Annotated in this window: 22 protein-coding genes; 9 read left to right on the top strand and 13 right to left on the bottom strand. The window is 37.7% G+C overall.

Annotated features, from left to right (window positions below; genetic code table 11):
* Window positions 1-20: 20 nt before the first annotated feature.
* The 9 genes from V9G42_04980 to V9G42_04940 all read right to left on the bottom strand — a co-directional run bounded on the left by V9G42_04980 (window position 21) and on the right by V9G42_04940 (window position 8144).
* Window positions 21-998, bottom strand: a complete 978-nt coding sequence (locus V9G42_04980; protein ID MEI2758775.1) for a T9SS type A sorting domain-containing protein — start codon at window positions 996-998, stop codon at window positions 21-23.
* A 48-nt stretch (window positions 999-1046) separates the two neighbouring features.
* Window positions 1047-2021, bottom strand: a complete 975-nt coding sequence (locus V9G42_04975; protein MEI2758774.1) for a T9SS type A sorting domain-containing protein — start codon at window positions 2019-2021, stop codon at window positions 1047-1049.
* A 48-nt stretch (window positions 2022-2069) separates the two neighbouring features.
* On the bottom strand, window positions 2070-3029 hold the full coding sequence (locus V9G42_04970) for a T9SS type A sorting domain-containing protein (GenBank protein MEI2758773.1): 960 nt from the start codon (window positions 3027-3029) through the stop codon (window positions 2070-2072).
* A gap of 54 nt (window positions 3030-3083) precedes the next feature.
* Window positions 3084-3956, bottom strand: coding sequence for a T9SS type A sorting domain-containing protein (locus tag V9G42_04965; protein MEI2758772.1), 873 nt, complete (start codon window positions 3954-3956; stop codon window positions 3084-3086).
* Window positions 3953-4879: a hypothetical protein gene (locus V9G42_04960; GenBank protein ID MEI2758771.1), complete on the bottom strand. Its 927-nt coding sequence runs from the start codon at window positions 4877-4879 to the stop codon at window positions 3953-3955. Before V9G42_04960 ends, V9G42_04965 begins: the two co-directional genes overlap by 4 nt.
* Window positions 4876-5589, bottom strand: a complete 714-nt coding sequence (locus V9G42_04955; protein MEI2758770.1) for a hypothetical protein — start codon at window positions 5587-5589, stop codon at window positions 4876-4878. Before V9G42_04955 ends, V9G42_04960 begins: the two co-directional genes overlap by 4 nt.
* Window positions 5590-5643: 54 nt before the next feature.
* Window positions 5644-6054 (bottom strand): hypothetical protein, encoded by a 411-nt coding sequence (locus V9G42_04950; protein ID MEI2758769.1) that lies wholly within the window; start codon window positions 6052-6054, stop codon window positions 5644-5646.
* 420 nt (window positions 6055-6474) lie between these two features.
* A complete protein-coding gene (locus tag V9G42_04945) occupies window positions 6475-7365 on the bottom strand; it encodes a carboxypeptidase-like regulatory domain-containing protein (protein ID MEI2758768.1) in 891 nt (296 codons plus the stop codon).
* A 275-nt stretch (window positions 7366-7640) separates the two neighbouring features.
* Window positions 7641-8144, bottom strand: coding sequence for a hypothetical protein (locus tag V9G42_04940; protein ID MEI2758767.1), 504 nt, complete (start codon window positions 8142-8144; stop codon window positions 7641-7643).
* Between the two features lie 112 nt (window positions 8145-8256).
* On the opposite strand from V9G42_04940, the gene V9G42_04935 reads away from it, so the two are divergent.
* Window positions 8257-9594: a dihydroorotase gene (locus tag V9G42_04935; GenBank protein ID MEI2758766.1), complete on the top strand. Its 1338-nt coding sequence runs from the start codon at window positions 8257-8259 to the stop codon at window positions 9592-9594.
* A 9-nt stretch (window positions 9595-9603) separates the two neighbouring features.
* A complete protein-coding gene (locus tag V9G42_04930; GenBank protein ID MEI2758765.1) occupies window positions 9604-9963 on the top strand; it encodes a DUF4296 domain-containing protein in 360 nt (119 codons plus the stop codon).
* Here V9G42_04930 and V9G42_04925 read toward each other — a convergent pair.
* From V9G42_04925 to V9G42_04910, 4 genes are all read right to left on the bottom strand, one after another.
* Window positions 9957-11144, bottom strand: a complete 1188-nt coding sequence (locus tag V9G42_04925; GenBank protein ID MEI2758764.1) for an AIR synthase related protein — start codon at window positions 11142-11144, stop codon at window positions 9957-9959. The two genes, V9G42_04930 and V9G42_04925, sit on opposite strands and share 7 nt — an antisense overlap.
* A gap of 84 nt (window positions 11145-11228) precedes the next feature.
* The gene (locus V9G42_04920; protein MEI2758763.1) at window positions 11229-13223 is read right to left on the bottom strand and encodes an OmpA family protein; all 1995 of its coding nucleotides are present in this window, start codon (window positions 13221-13223) and stop codon (window positions 11229-11231) included.
* 159 nt (window positions 13224-13382) lie between these two features.
* The gene (locus V9G42_04915; protein ID MEI2758762.1) at window positions 13383-14135 is read right to left on the bottom strand and encodes a FlgD immunoglobulin-like domain containing protein; all 753 of its coding nucleotides are present in this window, start codon (window positions 14133-14135) and stop codon (window positions 13383-13385) included.
* A gap of 133 nt (window positions 14136-14268) precedes the next feature.
* Window positions 14269-14460: a hypothetical protein gene (locus V9G42_04910; GenBank protein MEI2758761.1), complete on the bottom strand. Its 192-nt coding sequence runs from the start codon at window positions 14458-14460 to the stop codon at window positions 14269-14271.
* A gap of 221 nt (window positions 14461-14681) precedes the next feature.
* On the opposite strand from V9G42_04910, the gene V9G42_04905 reads away from it, so the two are divergent.
* The 7 genes from V9G42_04905 (at window position 14682) to V9G42_04875 (ending at window position 21274) form a co-directional block, all read left to right on the top strand.
* Window positions 14682-17645, top strand: coding sequence for a two-component regulator propeller domain-containing protein (locus tag V9G42_04905; GenBank protein ID MEI2758760.1), 2964 nt, complete (start codon window positions 14682-14684; stop codon window positions 17643-17645).
* Between the two features lie 11 nt (window positions 17646-17656).
* Window positions 17657-18403, top strand: a complete 747-nt coding sequence (locus tag V9G42_04900) for a LytTR family DNA-binding domain-containing protein (GenBank protein ID MEI2758759.1) — start codon at window positions 17657-17659, stop codon at window positions 18401-18403.
* A gap of 78 nt (window positions 18404-18481) precedes the next feature.
* Entirely contained in the window at window positions 18482-18943 is a 462-nt protein-coding gene (locus V9G42_04895; protein MEI2758758.1) for a DUF1573 domain-containing protein, read from the top strand.
* A complete protein-coding gene (yajC, locus tag V9G42_04890) occupies window positions 18943-19263 on the top strand; it encodes a preprotein translocase subunit YajC (protein MEI2758757.1) in 321 nt (106 codons plus the stop codon). Before V9G42_04895 ends, yajC begins: the two co-directional genes overlap by 1 nt.
* Window positions 19264-19275: 12 nt before the next feature.
* The gene (locus V9G42_04885; GenBank protein MEI2758756.1) at window positions 19276-20223 is read left to right on the top strand and encodes a CdaR family protein; all 948 of its coding nucleotides are present in this window, start codon (window positions 19276-19278) and stop codon (window positions 20221-20223) included.
* Window positions 20223-20804, top strand: a complete 582-nt coding sequence (gene coaE, locus V9G42_04880) for a dephospho-CoA kinase (protein ID MEI2758755.1) — start codon at window positions 20223-20225, stop codon at window positions 20802-20804. Before V9G42_04885 ends, coaE begins: the two co-directional genes overlap by 1 nt.
* A 134-nt stretch (window positions 20805-20938) precedes the next feature.
* Window positions 20939-21274 carry a PH domain-containing protein gene (locus V9G42_04875; protein MEI2758754.1) on the top strand — a complete coding sequence of 112 codons (336 nt, stop codon included), beginning with the start codon at window positions 20939-20941 and terminating at the stop codon, window positions 21272-21274.
* Window positions 21275-21276 lie beyond the last annotated feature (2 nt).

The raw sequence follows: 21276 nt of genomic DNA, 5'->3' as shown, positions 1-21276 counted from the left end.
CCCTGCAAATTTAAGGTTATTTACTGCAATATCAGTTTTATAAATTCAGGTTGCCTGTCAGTTATATTTACTTTAACCATATATACTCCACGTGCATAACCTGATGTTCCTATGGTAATTTTATTTTTACCATGATTTAATGTATATGCCGATAATTTATTGCCGAGCATATCATATAATTCCAGTAAGCCATTTTCATTATCATTCAACTCACTTTCATAGTACACTGTTGTACGTGCAGGATTTGGATAAAGCCTGCCTATATCTTTATTATTATTTACTTCGCTAATACCCACCGTACAATCTATTACACTTACATCATCAATAAATAAGTAAGATACATATCGGCTTTGAGGAACATTGTTATTTATAGAATCAATCAAGGTATTAGCATCATCTTTAAAGTTACCAATGGTAAAATACTTTTCTCCTCCATTGGCAATGTACGTCCCCGAAATTTGCACCCAATTAAGCGTATCATAAATTATGTTGCCTGAAGGGTTTGAAATTTGCGGTACAAACGGAAGGTTGGTGTTGATGGTATAATCAACCGCGCTGTCAATAGATAAGTATAATCCTATGCCGTCTGTAACATATTTTAATTCCTCTGCAACCGATATATAAAAGCTGACACAATACTCATGCCCCTGTTTTAATGTGTCAGAAAGTTCTCCGCCAATATATTCTCGTCTGTTAATTCCATTTGGGAAAATTGAAGAAACAAATGTGCCTAACCCTACATAAGCAATTCCCGTTCTGGCATATTGATAACCAGCATTGCTTAACGGTACCGGTGATGTTCCGCAAAATATATCAGGCTGCTCACTAAAATAATCAGGACTGCCTATATTAGCAGTGTACCAATATTCGCATTGCATTGGAATTGCTGTTGTTGTTGGGCATGCTATTGTATCCTCAAACGAAGGGTTCAAAACAAGATTTTGTGAATCTGCTTTAATAGCAGAAAACAAGCATAAATAAATAATAAATTTTTTCATAATTTAAAATTGTGAGGAGGCACAAAGCCTCCTCACAAAAATAATTATTTAATTAACTACCAATTTAATTATTTCACTGTTACGCTCCGTAATTTCCACCTTTACCATGTATATGCCTTTTGACAACTCAGATACAGGTATTGAAATTAAATTACTGCCTTTTGTTAGTTTGTATTCTTTTATTTCTTTTCCTAACATATCCATTAATTTTATCTTCCCGTTTTCATCCTCTCCTAACACATTTTCATAATACACCACAGTATTAGCAGGATTGGGATATAATTTTCCTATACTTAAATTATCATTTACTTCGCTAATACCCACCGTGCAGTCTATTACACTTACATCATCAATAAATAAGTAAGATTCATATTGGCTTTGAGGAACTGAATTATTAATAGAATCAATCATGGTATTAGCATTATCTTTAAAATTACCAATAGTCAAATATTTTTCACCACCATTAGCTATGTACGTTCCCGAAATTTGCACCCAGTTAAGCGTATCATAAATAATATTGCCTGAAGGGTTTTCTATTTGAGGAATAAACGACAGGTTGATATTGATGGTATAATCAACAGCACTGTCAACAGAAAGGTATAAACCTATGCCGTCTGTAACATACTTTAATTCTTCGGCAACCGAAACATAAAAGCTGACACAATACTCATGCCCCTGCTTTAATGTGTCTGAAAGTTCTCCTCCAATATATTCTCGCCTGTTTAGATAATTTGGATTTAAAGGCTGCATAAGTGTAGCCAATCCTACATAAGCAATACCTGTTCGTGCATATTGGTATCCAACTCCACTTTGCGGAACGTAAGATGTTCCGCAAAATATATTAGGCTGTTCACTGAAATAATCAGGACTGCCCATTGTAGCCCTATACCAATATTTGCATTGCATTGGGAATATAGTTGTTGGGCACAAAATTGTGTCTTCAAACGAAGGGTTCAAAACAAGATTTTGTGAATCTGCTTTAATAGCAGAAAACAAGCATAAATAAATAATAAATTTTTTCATAATTTAAAAAATGTGAGGAAGCCTAAAGCCTCCTCACAAAGATATTATTTAATTAACTATCAATTTAACTATTTCATTATTACGACCTGTAATTTCCACCTTTACCATGTATATGCCTTTTGATAAATCAGATACAGGTATTGAAATTAAATTACTGCCTTTTGTAAGGTTGTACTCTTTTATTTCTTTACCTAACATATCCATTAATTTTATTTTCCCGCTTTCGTCTGCTGCTAACTCATTTTCATAATAAACAACCGTATTAGCAGGATTAGGATAAAGCCTGCCTACATCTTTATTATCATTTACTTCGTTAATACCAACCGTACAGTCTATTACACTTACATCATCTATGAAATAGTATGCACTATTTGCCGTTGATGAGGTAGAATCAATCATGGTATTAGCATCATCTTTAAAGTTGCCAATGGTCAAATATTTTTCACCACCATTAGCTATGTACGTTCCCGAAATCTGCACCCAGTTAAGCGTATCATAAATTATGTTGCCTGAAGGGTTTGAAATTTGAGGAATAAACGAAAGGTTGGTGTTGATGGTATAATCAACAGCACTATCCACCGACAAGTATAACCCCATGCCATCAATAACATATTTCATTCCATCAGCAACTGATACATAAAAACTGATACAATACTCATGTCCCTGCTTTAATGTATCCGACAAAATTCCCCCTATGTATTCTCGTCTATTAACATAAGAAGGAAATATTGTTGTAAAAAAAGGAGCTAACCCTACATAAGCAATACCTGTTCGGGCATATTGAAAGCCAACATTGCTTAACGGTACCGGTGATGTTCCGCAGAATATATCAGGCTGCTCACTAAAATAATCAGGGCTGCCATAAGTTGCCCAATACCAATATTTACATTGCATGGCATAGGTGCCTGTGCAGGCTATGGTATCTTCAAAACTTGGATTTAAAACTAAGTTTTGTGCATTTGTTTTTGATACAAGAAATAAAAATATGACAATAAATATTTTTCTCATGTTAAAAAGGAGGCTGATGGTTCAGCCTCCTTGCAAAATTAAATGATAATATGATTACTCCAATATCAATTTAATGGTTTCAGCAGGTTTGCCTGTTATGTTAATTTTAATCAAATATACACCTCTTGAATAAGGCGTTGGTATGGTAAGCAAATTTCCTTTATTAAGTTTATAGCTTATCATTTCTCTGCCTGTTATATCCATAAGCTGCAATGTTCCGTTTTCTTTTTCAGAAAGATTGTTTTCAAAGTAAACAACCTTTGTGGCGGGATTTGGATATAATTTTCCTGAATGGCTGATAACAGCTTGCTTAGGCGCAATCATGCGCAGGCTTGCTATTCCGGTAACATCATCGGCATTAGTATCAATCATAGCTCGCGCCATGTAAACTCCACCCCCACCGCTTATGGCATTTTCGGCAGCTATGGCGCTCAGTGCTTCGTACTGTGCCGAGTCGGGCTGCTCACCGGCTAATGCAAAATACAGCGCATACACTGCCTGCTCGTTTTCTTCGGCATGGTTAAGAGGAGTTATGTTGTAGTTCAGCTCAGCAGCATAAGCGGCATTGGCTATAGCCGAATCGGCAACGGTTCTGAATGTGCCAATGTTGCCCGCAGCCACGCTGTCTTTCCACAGCGCAAGCAGGGTGTCGGCAGCGGTTCCTTGCAGCATAAGGCTGTCATCGCTCAGCAGCAGCTCATACACCTGCCTCTGCGCCCAGTACTGCATGTCGGCATCGAGGCTGTCATAATATCCCACTTGGGCAGCCACATCGGTAAGCAACTGCTGCTGCGCGCGCAGTGCCGAAGGGTCGCAGTCATAGCCAACTGTTGCCGGTTGAAAATCCATACAGGCAGGCGGTGTCATTTCACCAATCAATAAAGCTGGAACAGTTTGATAATACCAAACAGGAGCCGGAGATATCATAGGAGTGCTAACAATAGCCCGTGCAACAGACGGACCGGAAATGCCTGCTGGTACCAGGTATTGTTCTGGTCGACATGGTTATTGCTGATAGAAACATATTGGTCGCCAATGCTGCTGCCCATCAGGCGCACCCCGCTCCAGTTAGCATCCAGCAAATTGCATTTAACCGTTTGCGGAATGTTGGTAGTCAAAAAGCCAATGCCTGTGCCCGTTTTTATAATATTATTTTCGGTAATAATGTTGGCAGAGTTGCCGCTTGCAGCAGCAGAGGGTGTTTGCACCAGCACACCAAAGAGTAGTTTGTCAACAGATGCCAAAGGCAAAGTATTAGGACCCTCAATATGGTTGCCCCACAAATCATTAGCGGCAGAGTTGGCTATGCGAATACCGTAAGAAGCTGCACCGGAAGGGGTGCTGTTTATATTAATTATATTCGGGTCAGTGCCGCCAATTAGTGCATTGTTATAGCGCGTAAGCTCTATTCCTGTGCCGTAGTCAAGATCAATTTGATTACCTGAAACTGTGGTAACATTGGGCATGTTCTGAAAAGGAATGGCAACATTCCGCAGCCTGATGGCGCTGTAACCTGTGTTTGAAACAGAGGAGTTTGAAAATATATTTTTCTTAATGTTGATGCTGCTGTTCCTGCAGTTTATCACAATTACTCCTGTTTTTAAACCCGTAAAGGTATTGGGAAGTCCGGAATAAAATACATCATCTGTAACATTTAAAGTAGCATTTGTAGCTCTTGCATACCAAATTCCCGTTCCGTAATTATTGGTTGACTCAAAATCTGTATAAGTAAAGTTTAAGTTAGAATTGCCTGTGGCAAGCACTCCGTATAAGTTTTCTTTAAACAAATTATTTGTCCAACCCATGCCGGGATCATAAAGCCCGATGAAAGCTTTCGCGCCATTGGTCATACCCAGACCGTCAAGGAAAACGCCTGCACCGGCACCTGCAGAATTCCTCCCGCTCCGGTGTTTATTAAAACTATATCGCCATTGAACACATTAATGCCCGCCCCTGCAAAGGTGATTTCTTTTGTTCCTTTGTTATGTATGGTTACTTTACCGTTAAAGCGGTGTCCGGTGTTGTTGTTCATTACCCAAATTCCCGACCCCGTGTAATTATGATACAGGTAAACACTGTCGTTAAACACTGCTCCACCGCTTCCTGTTCCTGGAACATTGGTTACGGTTTCAAAATAACAGTAATTGTTAAACGTGCATCCGTTCAGGTTAATACGGTCAACTACTGCATCAATGGGAGCATTAAAAGTGGTGCTGTTAAAAGTCATTTCCGTGCCGCGCAGTTGCAGCAATCCATTGGTAACAGTACCACCGCCAAAAGTGCTTGTACCGGAGTTAAGCAATAGGGTGTCGCCATTCAAATTAAGCGTGCCGCTGTGCATATAAATTCCGTTTAAGGTTAGATTTCCCGGAAGTTGCGGATTGTATGTAGCACTATAAATGTGTACAAAATCGCCTGTTGTAGGTGTTCCTGATGGCGACCAGTTAGACGTAGTGTTCCATGCAGTGCTTGTGTTTCCTGTCCATGTATAAGTGGTTGCCAGTGCAGGAAATGTATTTATAAACACAATATAGATGAGGAGTGAATATATTCTTTTCATGGTATTTGATTTTTAAATGTTAAACATTAAACATAATTTGATTTTATAATACAATCAGTTTGAAACAAAGGTGTAATTATTGCTCCATGTTGCACCATTTTTTACTCTTACGTTTCCGTAGTAAGAAGACTGTTCGGGAAAATTGCCCATGTCAATGGCAATGATGTTTCCGTTGCGAGTGTAACGGTAACCCTGCGGCAGGCTGCCGGGTGTATCATAAGTAAACACTGCATTTACCATGTCGGCAGATGTCCAGTCGGTGCCGAGTTTGATTTCAATTTGATTCACACTGTTGGTGTCGGCCAGTTCAATGTAATACACTCCGTGTACAGTACCTGCAACAGCAGTAGCCTTCATGCTTACGTAAGCATCAGATGGTTGGGCTATGCTGCTTGTTGAAAACAACAGTAGCGCAGCAAGCAAGCTCCCGCATACTGTGCCGCTTTTTAATTTGGTTGGTTCCATGATAGTTTGGTTCTAAACATTGATAAATATTTTTTTATCTCCAGCATTTTTGCAATTCGTAAAAATGCTTAGCTACTAAAACAAGAAACAAGCCGCTTATGGAATACAGCCATGAAACATCGGGAATAGCTGGTGTTTTCCATAGTCCTTGTTTTTATTTGTTCACCAAAAGAAATAAAAATTTAGCACAAAAAGAACATTTGTTGAAAAATAATTTTTAGGGCATTCTTTTCCTTGCTGCTAAAAGGCGGCAAAGAACCGCTACTACCGTCTGGCACAAAAATAAAACCCGCACTCCCTTTTGGGGCGGGTTGGATGCGGTTTCAAAACAAAAAACCCTGACAACATCGTCAGGGCTTTTCTTACTTCGTATCAATCACCTGTACTTATCCGGTTGGTACGGACAAAACAACATGATTATTAATTTGCTCTCGGCACCATCACAAAATTCTCAACTTTAATTTCACCTGCCTGTATTTTCACACCTTCAATAACAAACGGTTCAAAGTCAGGATGCGTTGCAATAATGTCATAAATATCAGGATTCAAAACCTCTCTGTACCTACCTTCATTGTCAGTTTTAATCTTAACACTGCGCTCAACATTTTTAAACTCAAGCTCAACACCGCTCAATGGCATATCAGTTTCTTTATTCACACTCACACCTTTAAACTGAGTAAACTTATGACCTAAATTTATTATCATCCGGTTTTTCTTATACTCAAACTTATAGGCATAACTCTCCGTTGTAGTAGGAATAGATTCCACAGCAGGGTCAATTTGTTGCTTCAACAATGCTGTAATTTCTCTTTGCAAAGTTGCAATCGCAGATGTTGCATTTGTCCTTTGCACAATACGGTTTCTAACACTTTGTTCCTGCCCTTCGTAATTTGTAATGGTCAAATCCAGAGCAGTCAACACAGCATTACTAATGCCATAAGGTGCAAGCGAACCAACATGTGCAACACCTTTTTCCTGAATCGTCTTACAGCGCATAATAAAAGTAGCATCTGCTTTTCGTACAAGTTCGCTCAACATATCTGTCATCAGTTTGGCAAAGTCAGTATCGTTTGTACTGTTAGCAAACGATAACAACGCTCGCCCAACTGACGTAGCAGCATTAAACAACACTAACTTTCTTGCAGCTTTAGTAGCCCCGGCACCATTTGCAACAGTGCCTTGGGTTTGCTCAGCGGCAAGCATAGCGTTTACAAGTGCCTCCATTGCCGAAGTCAAATTCGTCAATATTGGAAGCAACAACAAGATAGAACCAGGCGTGTTTTTAAGATATGCGAGAACCGCCTTCATCATTCGCATTCTGTTAATTTCAGATAATAACATATTTATATAGATTTAAATTATTTGTAACATGTTTATCGCATGAAAACCGCTTTGGTTTTTTGAAAAACATCCAAAAACTTACACTAAATTTCTCTGTAACTAATTTCGCTTTCGCGAAGATTTAAAAGGTAAAACAAAATAACAGGACGCAATTTCTTACTCCTTTCAGTAAAATCCTTACAAAATTGATATTTGGTAATGTAAAAATTTTACCGTATCTGCGCCCAAATTTTAACACTCAGGCATCAACAAAAACCAAAAAAAACCAAAGGACTCGTACTCAGCACCGCAGGAACGCTAAACAGCACCGCAGGAACGCTAAACAGCACCGCAGGAACGCTAATCAGCACCGCAGGAACGCTAAACAGCACCGAAGGAACGCTAAACAGCACCGAAGGAACGCTAAACAGCACCGAAGGAACGCTAATCGGCACCGCAGGAACGCTAAACAGCACCGAAGGAACGCTAAACAGCACCGCAGGAACGCTAAACAGCACCGAAGGAACGCTAAACAGCACCGAAGGAACGCTAAACAGCACCGAAGGAACGCTAAACAGCACCGAAGGAACGCTAAACAGCACCGAATGAACGCTAAACAGCACCGCAGGAACGCTAAACAGCACCGCAGGAACGCTAAACAGCACCGAAGGAACGCTAAACAGCACCGAAGGAACGCTAAACAGCACCGAAGGAACGCTAAACAGCACCGCAGGAACGCTAAACAGCACCGCAGGAACGCTAAACAGCACCGCAGGAGGGGAAATTCTGTGGTAGCCGCCTGCTTGATTAGCGGTAGTTTTTTATTTCCCTTTATACTTTCATTAGTATCAGGTTTCTTAATTTTGTGTTATAATAACACTAATGCAAACTATCATCCATAATGCAACCCTTGTTAACGAAGGCAGACAATTTGTTTCAGACATTCTTCTGCGCAATGGCATCATTGAAAGAATTGACCCTTCAATAAATGTAAAACACAAGGTAGATGAAATAAAGGGTGATGGTTTAATTTTAATGCCCGGTGTCATTGACGATCAGGTTCATTTTCGAGAACCCGGGCTTACCCATAAAGGTAACATTGCATCAGAATCTGCAGCAGCAGTTGCAGGCGGCATAACTTCTTTCATGGAAATGCCAAACACTATACCTAATACGCTGACACAACAACTGCTTGAAGAAAAATACTTGCTCGCACAAAAAAAATCGTGGGCTAATTATTCTTTCTACATGGGTGCAGGAAACAATAACCTGAACGAAGTTTTAAAAACCAATCCTGAAAATGTTTGTGGCGTAAAAATTTTTATGGGCTCTTCAACCGGTGATATGCTGGTGGATAATCCTATTACATTAGAAGATATTTTCTCGCAATCGCCAATGCTCATTGCCACACATTGCGAAGATGAAAAGACTGTCAGACAAAATACAGAGAAATATAAATCTCTCTACGGTGATAAACTTAATGCATCGCATCATCCTCTTATCCGCAGTGAAGAAGCTTGCTACCTGTCAAGCTCTTTTGCCGTAAATCTTGCAAAAACACACAATACCCGTTTACATATTCTCCATATTTCTACGGCTCGAGAGACCGAATTATTCAACAACAATATTCCACTTAAAGATAAAAGAATAACCTCTGAGGCATGTATTCACCATCTGTGGTTTGATGATAACGACTATGCTGCAAAGGGGAATTTTATTAAATGGAATCCTGCAATTAAAACACAAGCCGACAAAGAATCTATTTTAAAGGCTTTGCTGGATAATAAAATTGATGTTATTGCCACAGACCATGCACCACATACGTTGGAAGAAAAACAACGGCCTTATTCAGAAGCTCCCTCTGGAGGTCCTTTGGTACAACATGCTTTAGTAGCAATGTTGGAATTTTATCATCAGAAAAAAATTTCTCTTGAACAGATTGTCAATAAAATGTGTCATTCTCCTGCCATCTGTTTCAGAATAAAAAACCGTGGCTTCATCCGCGAAGGTTTTGCAGCCGACATTGTACTTGCCGACCTGCAATCAAAATGGACAGTGAACCGTTCAAACATTTTATACAAATGTGGCTGGTCGCCCTTTGAAGAAACAACTTTTAATTCAAAGATAAAATACACTTTTGTGAATGGTGTTGCTGTATATCAGGATGGGCAACTTCAACATCAGGGCAGCGGGCAGCGGTTATTGTTTACTCTTCCTTAATTTCGTCAGGTGAAAAATATAATAATTTCGATACTGCTTCTCTTAACTGTATTGTCGTGCAATCAGCAAAAATCATCCGTAACAGTACCGGCAGATGTACTTTCTCCTGATTCTATGGTACAGGTATTGTCAGATATTCATCTGGCAGAAGCAGAGGCCACCTTACATCCATACAGCGATTCTTCAGGCATCATCAATCTTCCTGCCTACTACAAATATATCTTTAACAATCACAAGTTAGATACTGCTATGTTTAACCGCAGCATGAATTTTTACCTGAGTAATCCTGAATTATTAAACACTGTTTACAATGGCATTTTAGACGAACTGAGTAAACGCCATGCCCGTTATCAGCAAAAAGATCAGTAAACAAATTCTCCATACGGTGATTGTATGGTAAGTTTTTTTGTTGGACTGGCTTCTACCCTGCCCACAACCTTTGCTGCAATATTAAATTCATTTGCTAAAGCAATCAAGGGTGCAGCTATTTCTTCGGGGCAAAAAATCTCTAAGCGATGTCCCATGTTAAACACTTTGTACATCTCCTGCCATGGTGTTTTGGCTGCTTGTTGTATTAACCGGAATAATGTTGGCGTCTCAAACAGGTTGTCTTTAACAATATGGAGCCCTTCCACAAAATGCAATATTTTAGTCTGCCCGCCTCCGCTGCAATGTATCATACCATGAATTTTCTTTCTATGCTTCTCAAATATTCTTTTCACCAATGGTGCATAGGTTCGTGTAGGTGATAATACTGCTTTTGCAGCGTGCATGGAAACTTGTCCGTAGCCATCGTCAAGAGTTATGGTGTCAGTGAGGGTAAAGTTTCCATTATAAACAACCTCTTCTGGTAAGGTGTTGTCAAATGTTTCCGGGAATCTGGCTGCTACACTTTTATTAAACATATCGTGTCGTGCCGATGTGAGTCCGTTGCTGCCCATGCCGCTGTTGTACTCAGTTTCATAGGTGGCCATGCCGAAAGATGCAAAACCAACAATAACATCACCGGCAACAATATTTGCATTATCAATTACTTCACTCCTTTTCATACGGCACATAACAGTGCTGTCAACAATAATGGTACGTACCAAATCGCCTACATCTGCCGTTTCGCCACCCGTAGTTTGTATGCTGATGCCATGAGTTTTTAATTCGTTCACCAATTGTTCCGTACCGTTGATAATAGCAGCAATCACTTCTCCTGATATCAATTGTTTGTTACGGCCAATGGTAGAGCTTAACAAAATATTTTCTGTTGCTCCGGCACACAACAAATCATCAATGTTCATTATCAGAGCATCTTGTGCTATGCCCTTCCATACGGAAATATCTCCGGTTTCTTTCCAATAGGCATAGGCTAATGATGATTTAGTTCCTGCACCATCAGCATGCATCAGCAAACAATATTCCTCATTATTAGTAAGATAATCGGGTACTATTTTACAAAATGCTTTTGGAAAAATGCCTTTGTCAACATTTTTTATGGCAGCATGTACATCTTCTTTATCAGCCGACACACCACGTAAGCTGTATTTGTTTTGCTGTTTCATTTTCCGCTATCAGTAAACCTTTGCAAAACTAAAAAAGCAACCCATGACCGGGTTGCTTTTTTAGTGCAATTCTTATACATCAAATTATTTTGCCTTTTTGGGCGTATAGTCTGTACTCAGCACGGTAAACTCAGTTCTACGATTGTACTGATGTGCTTTTTCCTTCAGTTCATCAGAAGACAATCCTTTGATAAACTCTTCTGTAAGTTTATCGCCACGTTTAAATGGCAGATACTGCTCGTCATTTTCAACTTCTTTGGCATCTTTCTCTCCTCTACCTTCCCAGCTCAAACGATCTTTGTCAACTTTTTTAGAAACAAGATAGTTGTAAGCAGCTAAGGCACGTTTTTTAGAAAGTGCTAAGTTGTAATTGTCATCAGCACGGAAGTCGGTGTGTGCAGTAAGTTTAATGGTAATGGTTGGGTTATCATCCAATACTTTAATTAAGCCATCAAGTGCAGCTTTTGACTCAGGACGTAATGAATATTTGTCCAGGTCATAGAAAATTTCAGGTAATGCAATAGGTTTTGATGTTGATTTCAATGGGAAGTCGAAGTTCTGTTCAAAATCTTTTGACTCATCAAGGCCTTTGGTAGTAAGTTCTTTAAATTGTGTCAGATAGCCTGTAAATGATGCTGAAACCTTATAGTCAACATCAGGTTTTAACTCATAGCGGTATGTTCCTGCATCTTGTGTTTTAACAGAAAGCTGTGTACCATCACTGCCAAAAAGTTCAACTGTTGCACCTGCAATTGCGTCTTTGGTGTCTGTGTCATACACACGACCATAAACTGCAAAATTTGCAGGAGGAACTACAAAAGAGTAGATATCATCTTGTCCTTGTCCGCCATCGCGGTTTGAAGTTAAATATCCTGTAGTTGCTGAATTGAACATAAATCCAAAATCATCCCATGAAGAGTTAACCGGATATTTTAAGTTGGTAACATTTGCCCATGCTCCATTTTCTAATGTTGCAGAGAAAATGTCAAGTCCACCCATGCCCATGTGGCCATTTGATGAGAAATATAATTTTCCGTTTGCTGCAATATATGGGAACATTTCATCTCCTGCTGTGTTTATTGAAGAAATATTAACAGGTGTACTCCATGCATTATTTTCATTTTTAGTCATCCAGATGTCTTTTCCACCTGCACCACCCGGCATATCTGATGCAAAATAAAGTGTAGTTCCATCTTCAGAAAGTGAAGGTTGCCCACAAGTATAATTATCGCTGTTGAAAGGTAATAATTCAGGTGCTCCCCATTTTGCGCCATCATAAACGCTCTTGTAAATTTTGCACTGTCCTTCTTTACCCTTTTCATCGCTCTTCTGGCAACGTGTAAAATACATTACATTGCCTTTTGCATCAAAAGTCATAGCACCTTCAGAGGCAACAGTATTTATCGCTTCGCTGATTGGTGTTGGAATACTCCATTTTCCGTTATTATCTTGTGTAGATTTGAAAATATCGTAAAACTTCTCTCCATACCATGCATCATTTTTATTTCCTGAAGCTTCTGCTCTTGAAGATGTAAAATAAAGTGTGTTTTTTTCTAAGTTTGATGTGGCAACAGCAAAGTCAAAATATTTTGTATTTAATGCTGCAACGTTTTCAACCTTATATTTAGTTGGTTTATCTTTCCACTGCTGCGAAGTTTCTGACGATGTTGCACCATCCTGACCACGGTTATCTCCGGGTTCAAGTGCTTTAAATGCATTAAATTGTGCAACAGCTTCATCATAACGGCCATTGGTTTTTAAAGCCTGTGCATATTTCAATACTGCATCAGGGTTTTTACCATTGTCTTTAGCAGATTTTTCATACCAGTTCAAGGCTTCTTTGCTATTGCTCATTTTGCTGTAACATTCAGCAGCTTTGTAGGCAATTTCTGCCTTTACCAATTTAGATTTTTGTTTACCATAGGCCTTCTTGTAAAGATCTGCTGCAGGTGCATATTTACCCGCATTAAACGCCTTGTCTGCCTTTGCAGTTTTGCTTTTCTTGGCTTTTGCCGCATCCATAGTGGTTACTGAAAAGATGCAGGCAATTGATAATAATAGTAATGATAACTTCTTCATAATAATTTTTATGGTGATAATATTCAGTTAGGCTTATCAGAGGCAAAGAAAAAAATAATTTCCTTCATATCAAAAACAATCGTCAGAAAAGATAAAACAATATGTTTGAAATAAGTTAAAACCCACAAAACATACGTTCCTTCCTGAGTTTTCTACTCTTTAGCGGGCTATAATCAGTTTGTTACTTGTATAAATTTTATCGTTCAGTTTAAGTGAATAATAATAACAGCCATTTGCCAGTAAGCTACCGTTCTCTGCTGTTCCGTCCCAGTTAAATTCTGAATAACCGTTGAGTTTTTTGCCATCAACAATTGTACAAACCTTTTTACCAAGTACATTATAGATGTCGAGATTTACTTTTGAAGGGTCTTTAAGTAACAGACGAAAGGTTGTAGTAGATGTTAATGGATTAGCAGATTGTGTGATTACTGCTTGTGCATTTGGCATTTCCTGCAAACCTACGTTACAAGTAGCTACAACCAATCCTGATGCAATAGCAGGGAAGTTGGAAGAAGAGTTGCTCATAGGTGTTGTTATTCGAATAAAACTATGCTGACAATTGCCGGTAAAAATAGTATCAGCATCGGTAAAATTCACATCAATACTATATATAGTTGATCCGGCCGGAATTAAGCTTCCTGCACCATCACGAAATGTCTGAAAAGGATTGAAGCATATCTCCCATACTCCGGTTTGTGTCTGATATAAAGGATAAGCAGTTGGGTTAATACTACCCATAAAATAACCCGGTGCAGCACCTGGAGAGGTAATGTTTGCTCCGGCATAAAGATATACACCGGTAGTAGCATTTAGCTGACTTGGACAAACAGTTGTGTTATAGGTCAATCTAAAAATTTGTGCCTGAGCAGCACCTGAAATTAACAATAAAACTGCTAGTAATTTTTTAATCATAAAGAATTTGATTTTTTTGCAAAGATAATCAGATAATTGAATGTTTTAAGCGATTTAAAACTTGCTGTTAAAAATGCAAAAGGCCGGGATTTCTCCCAGCCCTTAACCTAAAAACAGAAAATAAACCGCATCTTTACTCCATCTTTGGAGCCTCTGGTAATGTTTCCAGAATTTTATCTTTATCTAATGTCAGCAGATTGCTGTACGATTCGTTATTATATTTTACCTGAACACATTTCTCAAGTACATCAGTAACTTCTGCTACCTGACGATTCCCTGTTCCCGGGAGGTTAAATGAAACTTTATCGCCTTTCTTGATAGTCATAATCTACTGCTGAAATCTTTTACGAATGTAATGTTAGTTTGCGATAAACAAAAGCCGGAAAGTAACAATTGAGCATATTTATGATAAGATTAAGTTGAAAATTGAGATAGTTGTTTTATTGCTAATAATTCCAAATCTCTTTGCGGATTTATTGTTGTTGCACCTATTACTTTCCTTATCAAATTAAACCGTTTAATGCTTAATTTGGCAGCATAAACAACATGCATAAACGGGCTTATCTGCTAATCTTATTTTTTGTCCTGACCATAACTTTTTCTGTCAGGTCACAATCGTATTTATCAGAGAAAAGCCTTGGTATTGAAAATGATTTCTCTATTGAAGTATTTAATACCGAAAGCGGTTTTCCGCAAAACTCGATAATTGATATACTTCAAACATCAAACGGTTACTTGTGGTTTTCTACTTTCAGTGGATTGGTGAGATATGATGGTATCACTTTTACAGTCTTTGGAATCAATGAAACAAAAGGCTTATTGTCCAATACCGTCTTATCTATAAAGGAAGACAAAAATAAAAATCTTTGGCTGCTTGACGATGAAGGACATTTGGTGAAATTTGATGGAGTAACATTTACCGGGTTCGAAAAATCATTTGGTAACATAAACATTTCTAATTTCTGTTTTTCTGAAGATGGAACGCTTTATGTTTCTACAACAAATAATGAAATTTATACCGTTGTCGGCAACATATTGGATTTCAGTACGCGCATCAATCAGTACAACATTCGATTAATTACTGAAGGCAAAAACAACAGTTTATTAATAGCTACAACAGGTGGTTTATTTGAGTTGAAAAATGGCAATATTCAACAGATTGAAAGCATTCCTAAAACAGAAATTTTAAGCCTGTGTTACGACCGAGATAATTTTTTATGGGTTGGCACAAAAGAGGGAATTTTTAAAGTAAGTGCGGCAAAAACTGAAACAATTAGTCTTCCTGATGAATCAGAAGGTTTTTTTAGAATCTTTGTGGACAGACAGAATAGGAAATGGATTTTTGATGGTCTTGAGGGCATCTACCTTTTAGGCACAAACGACTTTACACAGATTACTGAGGAGTCTGGATTGTCATCCAACAACGTCAAAACTGTTTATCAGGATTTGGAAGACAATATTTGGGTTGGAACAAACAATGCCGGGGTAAACAAACTTACTTACAAAATTTTTAAAACTTTTTCTGTAGAAGATGGATTAATTGCTGATGGCGTTGCTCCTATTGTAAAGTCAGCCAATGGTGCAGTTTATGTTGGCAACAATTGTGGTGGTATCAATAAAATTATTGAAGGTAAAATCATTAAAATTGCTGAACCTAAAGAAAACACATGCATTTGGTCTATGCTTGAAGATAAAGACGAAAACCTTTGGGTGGGAACCTATGGCGGAGGTCTATTTAAGTTTAAAAACGACAAAGAAATTTTTCATTACAATAAAACAAACGGACTTACTGATGATGTTGTTTTTGCCCTATATCAGGACAGTAAAGGAACCATTTGGATTGGTACCGATAAAAGTATATTCACCATTCGGCATGACACCATAAGTCACTTTGCTAAAGATATTATAAAAACCAAGGTTACTTATTTTACTGAAGATTCAATAGGAAGTATTTGGGCAGCAAGCAACAATGGTTTATATAAAATAAATGCACAGAAAATTGATTTGTTTACTACCTACCATGGGTTGCCATCCAACGCTATACGCTCTTTATACTTCGATGAAGAAAAGACTTTATGGATAGGTACCATAAGAGGTGGTTTTTCAAGGTTGAAAGCAGGGAAATTTATAAGCTACAACAATATACCCGAACTATCAACATTAGATGTGTTTTGTATAGCAGAAGATAATCAACAAAACCTTTGGTTTACTGCAAACAAAGGAATTTACAATGTAAAAAAGTACGACCTCAACAATTTTGCCGATCAGAAATCCGCCACGCTTTCTTTTAATTATTACGACAGAAAAGATGGGCTAAAAACAACTGAATTTAATTCAGGATTTCAACCTAATTTCCTGAAAGAAGACCATACACATTTTTGGTTCCCTACAATAAAAGGTGTTGCAATTCTCAATACCAGAAGAATTCTTAAGAACGAGTACATACCTCAAATAATTATTGAAAACATTAAAGCTGATGATAAAGAACTTACACCGGCAGGTAATATAAATCTGTTCCAAAAAATAAAAACACTTGAAATAAATTATACTGCTCCAAAATTCAATAACCCTCAAAAGGTCTTTTTTCAATATAAGCTGGAGGGTGTTGATGCAGACTGGAGCACTGCAACTACAGGGCGTACAGCACGTTATTTTAACCTGAATCCCGGGAATTATGTATTTAAAGTTCGGTTGTACGGCATTTTTGGTACAGAAAAATCATTGCGTTTCTATGTGCCTGCACCATTTTATAAGAGCAATCTTTTCTTGGTAATTATTTATATGACAGGCATTGCACTGCTTGGCCTGGTAGCCTATTTCAGAATTAAACATATACGCAATCAGGAAAAAAAGAAAACTGCGTTGAACAAACGATTTGCTGAGTTTGAATTAAAAGCGCTTCAGGCACAAATGAATCCGCATTTTTTGTTCAACTGCCTCAACACCATCAAATTTTTTATAACAACCAACAATCATGCTGCTGCCAATAAATACCTTACAAAATTTTCGAAGCTGCTACGTATGTTTCTCGACCATTCAACTTCCGAGAGCATCACACTTGAGGAAGAAATAAACATGCTCAGACTTTATATTGAACTTGAACAAATGCGTTTTGATGAAGGGTTTAACTTCCATTTACAGGTTGATGATAAAATTGATTTTAAAAACACTGAGATTCCGGCTACCCTGCTTCAACCTTTTGTTGAGAATGCCATAAACCACGGATTGGTAAATTTAAGCCGACAAGGCAATTTAACACTTATCTTTGAACAAAAAAACGGATGTATTGTTGGCATTATTGATGATGACGGAATAGGAAGAGCAGAGGCCGCACGATTAAAAAACCAATCAACATCACAACATATATCAAGAGGAACACAGTTAATTGACGACAGAATTAAAACATTAAACAGCATACGAGAACAGCATATTGACATTCAGATTATAGACAAAGAAGATGAACAGCATAATGCAGCAGGAACACGTGTAATTGTTACCATACCGATTTAAAACCAAACAAGATGTTACAAACATTAATAGTAGATGATGAAAAACGTGGCCGAGAGCTGCTTAAAATGATTCTTGCCACCAACTGCCCCGAGGTTAAAGTAATTGGCGAAGCATCAAATACTAAAGAAGCCTATCAAATGATTCTTCAGAGTGAACCCGATTTGGTTCTGTTGGATATTGAAATGCCCGGTGGCACAGGCTTCGACTTGCTTTCTAAATTTGATGAGGTAAATTTTGATGTGATTTTTATTACTGCTTTTGACCAATATGCCATTAAAGCTATAAAATTTTCGGCAATGGATTATATTCTTAAACCTGTTGACGAAGAAGAGTTAATTAAAGCCATTAAACGTGCGGAAGAAAACCGCAACCGCAAGAACAATAAAGAAAAAGTAAACACGCTTATTGCAAACGTTCAGAAAAGCAGCAATCATCAGAAAATTGGACTGACTTCTGGTGAAGGACTTGAGTTTATTGAAATAAAAAATATTTTACGTTGCGAAGCTGACGGAAAATACACTTCTGTTTTTCTTACTGACGGCAAGAAACTGTTGGTAAGCAAAAACCTTAAAGAGTTTGAAGACTTACTTACCGAATATAATTTTTTCAGAATTCACCACTCACATTTAGTGAACCTTGACTGTATAAAAAAGTACCAAAGCGGCCGTGGTGGTTATGTGGTGATGAGCGATGGAAGCACAATTACTGTATCGCAACGCAAGAAAGAAGACTTTTTAAGCAGCCTGAAAAAAATCTGATAATATAGCAATTGTCGAAAATACAGTTTGCTGCTTAAGTAACTTAGCCTTACTTTCGCAGCAAAATTGAGTTACAGTATGAAACACCTTTTTTTAGTTTTATGTATTATCGGCTTTGCATTTGTATCATGCACGTCCGACCAGCAAAAGAAAACCATAGAACCTGAAATGATAAACAACCCTGCAAGTGCAGAGCCTGCAGATGCAGACACTTCTCTTTTACCTAAATTCGACTTTGAAAGTGATAATCACGAATTCGGCCCTATTACCGAAGGCGAAATCGTATCATACAATTTTAAATTTAAAAATTCGGGCAAGGCACCATTAATTATTACTCAAGCAAGTGCCAGCTGTGGTTGTACCGTTCCCGAATACTCAAAAGATCCTATTGCACCGGGGCAGGAAGGATTTATCAAAGTTACTTTTAACAGTGAAGGCAAACATGGCATGACCAGTAAGACAGTAACATTACTTGCCAACACAGTTCCAAACACAAAAGTTTTAACCATTAGTGCAGACATTTCTAAAAAAGACAAATAATGTATTTAACCATTCTACTTCAATCGCAAGGCAACATGGCCATGCAGCAATTTCTCATGTTGGGATTAATTATTGTAATCATGTATTTTTTTATGCTGCGGCCACAGATGAAAAAAATGAAAGTTGAAAAACAATTCAAAGAAAGTATTAACAAAGGTGATAAAGTGGTTACCATTGGTGGTGTTCATGGAAAAATTACTGAAGTTGGCGAAACATTTTTTATCCTAGAGATTGACAACAACGTAAGAGTTAAAATTGACAAAAGCGCAGTTTCTGCAGAAGCTTCCAAGCAGTATAAAAAAACTGAAGATAAAAAATAAAAAGCCTTACACTTGAATATTTTTAAAAATATCAGGTTAAGAGGCAATGCATCATTGCCCGTATTTTTTATTTGTGTTTTCGTGTCACTAGTTTTCTGGATTTTATATTCATTAAACAAGAACTATGTTTATCCCGTAACTTATAACATTACCCTTCAGAATACGCCTTTCAGAAAGCAAGTCATCAGCGAAATACCCCAACAGGTAAACGTAACACTTCGTTCAAGAGGATTTGAGTTGTTTTGGTTTTTAATCAGAAACCGTGAAAGAGACTTAACTGTTGATCTGAAAAAATACGCAGTAAACAATGAAAAGTTAGGCATTAGTTTACAAAGCGAATTCAGAAATCAGAATCAAAACAGGCTTAAAGAAATGGATGTTGTATCCACTTTACCGGATTCTGTATGGCTATATCTTTCATCCAAGTACCTGAAAACGGTTCCTGTAGTTATGCAATTCACGTATTCTATAAAGAAAAACTTTGGGTTGTCAGGAAAAGTCAGCATGATACCTGACAGCATTACCATTTCGGGAGAGAAAAGTCAGCTTGACGGTGTTCAGGAAGTAAAAACTATTGAAGCAACCTACGAAAACCTTGACCGTGATTTAAAAGCGACCCTTTCATTAATTTCACCTGCCGGTAAAGTTAATTTATCACAGAAAGAAATAAAGATTTTTATACCTGTTGAAGAGTTTATCGAGAAAAAAATTCCTGTTACCTTAAATTATTCTGTTGCCGGAAGCGGTAAGGTAATACTCATTCCTGAAAATGCAGAACTTATTGTTCAGGTACCGTTAAAACGTTATGAGCAACTAAATGCAGATTCATTTCAGGTAATGGTTTCTGCAAAACGATACTTAAAAGAAGGTCAGCTGGCCGTTGAATTAGTCCGTAAACCACAAGGTATAAATGTAACATCTATTGTTCCGTCAACAGTCAATTATTTTATAGAGCGCTGATGAAAAAAATTGGCATAACAGGGGGCATAGGTTCAGGAAAAACATTTGTAGCTAATATCTTTAAAACATTAGGCATACCGGTTTATGATGCAGACACAGCAGCAAAGCAATTAATGAATCATGAACCACTACGCAGTAAACTCAAACAACTTTTTGGCAGCAGTATTTACAACGAGCATGATGAACTCAATCGCTCCGTTTTAGCTTCGTTTATTTTTAACGATGAAAAAAAGTTAGCAACAGTCAATGCCTTAGTACATCCTGAAGTTGCCAAGCACTTCAATGAATGGTGCATTAAGCAACATGCTGATTATATTCTAAAAGAAGCAGCTATTATGTTTGAATCGGGAGCAAATAAAGATTTAGATGCTGTAATCTGTGTCACTGCACCCGAAATACTAAGAATTGAACGTGCCATTAAACGCGATAACACCACGGAAGAAAAAATAAAAGCAATTATTACCAGACAGCTTAATGAAGAAGATCGCAATAAGCTTTGTAACTATCTGATAAAAAATGATGGCACAGCGCCTTTATTGCCGCAGGTATTAAAAATTCACGAATTGTTGATGGAAAAATAAAAAGGCCGTCTGATGCAGACAGCCCTTTTACCTAACCTAAAACTAACCTGAAAAACTCCTTATTTTCTGTGTTACGGTAATGACATTAACGCAAATCAGATGCCACTATTTTATTTTTTGTGAAAGATCTATGAATGTTACATAACTTTGACCTTATTCAAATAACAATGAAAGAGTATAAAGCATCACGAATGTCGAAAGGGAATAAAGTATTGCCTAACAAAATAAGAATAGACAATGATGGAATAACTTTCAGAATACCGGGTGTATTCAGCGGAGAAGAAAAAACTATTCCTTTTTCGCGAATATCTTCTGTTGAAGTCAACACGCCTTTAGTTGGCTTTTCGTCTATCACCATCAACACAACAGGCGAAGGTGCTATTGTAGCTACGGGTTTTTATAAAGAGGATGTGCTGGAGATAAAAAAGATTGTGCTGGAAAAAATTAATACTTTTCAGAATAAGGTGTAAAA

The sequence above is a fragment of the Bacteroidia bacterium genome (genome assembly GCA_037045145.1).
GTDB lineage: Bacteria > Bacteroidota > Bacteroidia > AKYH767-A > OLB10 > OLB10.
The sequence above is the reverse complement of the archived record's forward strand: the minus strand, read 5'-3'. Positions and strand labels throughout refer to the sequence as shown.

Bases quoted from the DNA above. Each gene is read 5' to 3' on its own strand.
- V9G42_04980 (MEI2758775.1), bottom strand. From the start codon at position 998: ATGAAAAAATTTATTATTTATTTATGCTTGTTTTCTGCTATTAAAGCA.
- V9G42_04875 (MEI2758754.1), top strand. From the start codon at position 20,939: ATGTTACATAACTTTGACCTTATTCAAATAACAATGAAAGAGTATAAA.
- V9G42_04900 (MEI2758759.1), top strand. From the start codon at position 17,657: ATGTTACAAACATTAATAGTAGATGATGAAAAACGTGGCCGAGAGCTG.
- V9G42_04975 (MEI2758774.1), bottom strand. From the start codon at position 2,021: ATGAAAAAATTTATTATTTATTTATGCTTGTTTTCTGCTATTAAAGCA.
- V9G42_04945 (MEI2758768.1), bottom strand. From the start codon at position 7,365: ATGATGAAGGCGGTTCTCGCATATCTTAAAAACACGCCTGGTTCTATC.
- V9G42_04950 (MEI2758769.1), bottom strand. From the start codon at position 6,054: ATGGAACCAACCAAATTAAAAAGCGGCACAGTATGCGGGAGCTTGCTT.
- V9G42_04970 (MEI2758773.1), bottom strand. From the start codon at position 3,029: ATGAGAAAAATATTTATTGTCATATTTTTATTTCTTGTATCAAAAACA.
- V9G42_04935 (MEI2758766.1), top strand. From the start codon at position 8,257: ATGCAAACTATCATCCATAATGCAACCCTTGTTAACGAAGGCAGACAA.
- V9G42_04915 (MEI2758762.1), bottom strand. From the start codon at position 14,135: ATGATTAAAAAATTACTAGCAGTTTTATTGTTAATTTCAGGTGCTGCT.
- V9G42_04960 (MEI2758771.1), bottom strand. From the start codon at position 4,879: ATGACCAATGGCGCGAAAGCTTTCATCGGGCTTTATGATCCCGGCATG.
- coaE (MEI2758755.1), top strand. From the start codon at position 20,223: ATGAAAAAAATTGGCATAACAGGGGGCATAGGTTCAGGAAAAACATTT.
- V9G42_04925 (MEI2758764.1), bottom strand. From the start codon at position 11,144: ATGAAACAGCAAAACAAATACAGCTTACGTGGTGTGTCGGCTGATAAA.
- yajC (MEI2758757.1), top strand. From the start codon at position 18,943: ATGTATTTAACCATTCTACTTCAATCGCAAGGCAACATGGCCATGCAG.
- V9G42_04895 (MEI2758758.1), top strand. From the start codon at position 18,482: ATGAAACACCTTTTTTTAGTTTTATGTATTATCGGCTTTGCATTTGTA.
- V9G42_04965 (MEI2758772.1), bottom strand. From the start codon at position 3,956: ATGATATCTCCGGCTCCTGTTTGGTATTATCAAACTGTTCCAGCTTTA.
- V9G42_04955 (MEI2758770.1), bottom strand. From the start codon at position 5,589: ATGAAAAGAATATATTCACTCCTCATCTATATTGTGTTTATAAATACA.
- V9G42_04905 (MEI2758760.1), top strand. From the start codon at position 14,682: ATGCATAAACGGGCTTATCTGCTAATCTTATTTTTTGTCCTGACCATA.
- V9G42_04920 (MEI2758763.1), bottom strand. From the start codon at position 13,223: ATGAAGAAGTTATCATTACTATTATTATCAATTGCCTGCATCTTTTCA.
- V9G42_04910 (MEI2758761.1), bottom strand. From the start codon at position 14,460: ATGACTATCAAGAAAGGCGATAAAGTTTCATTTAACCTCCCGGGAACA.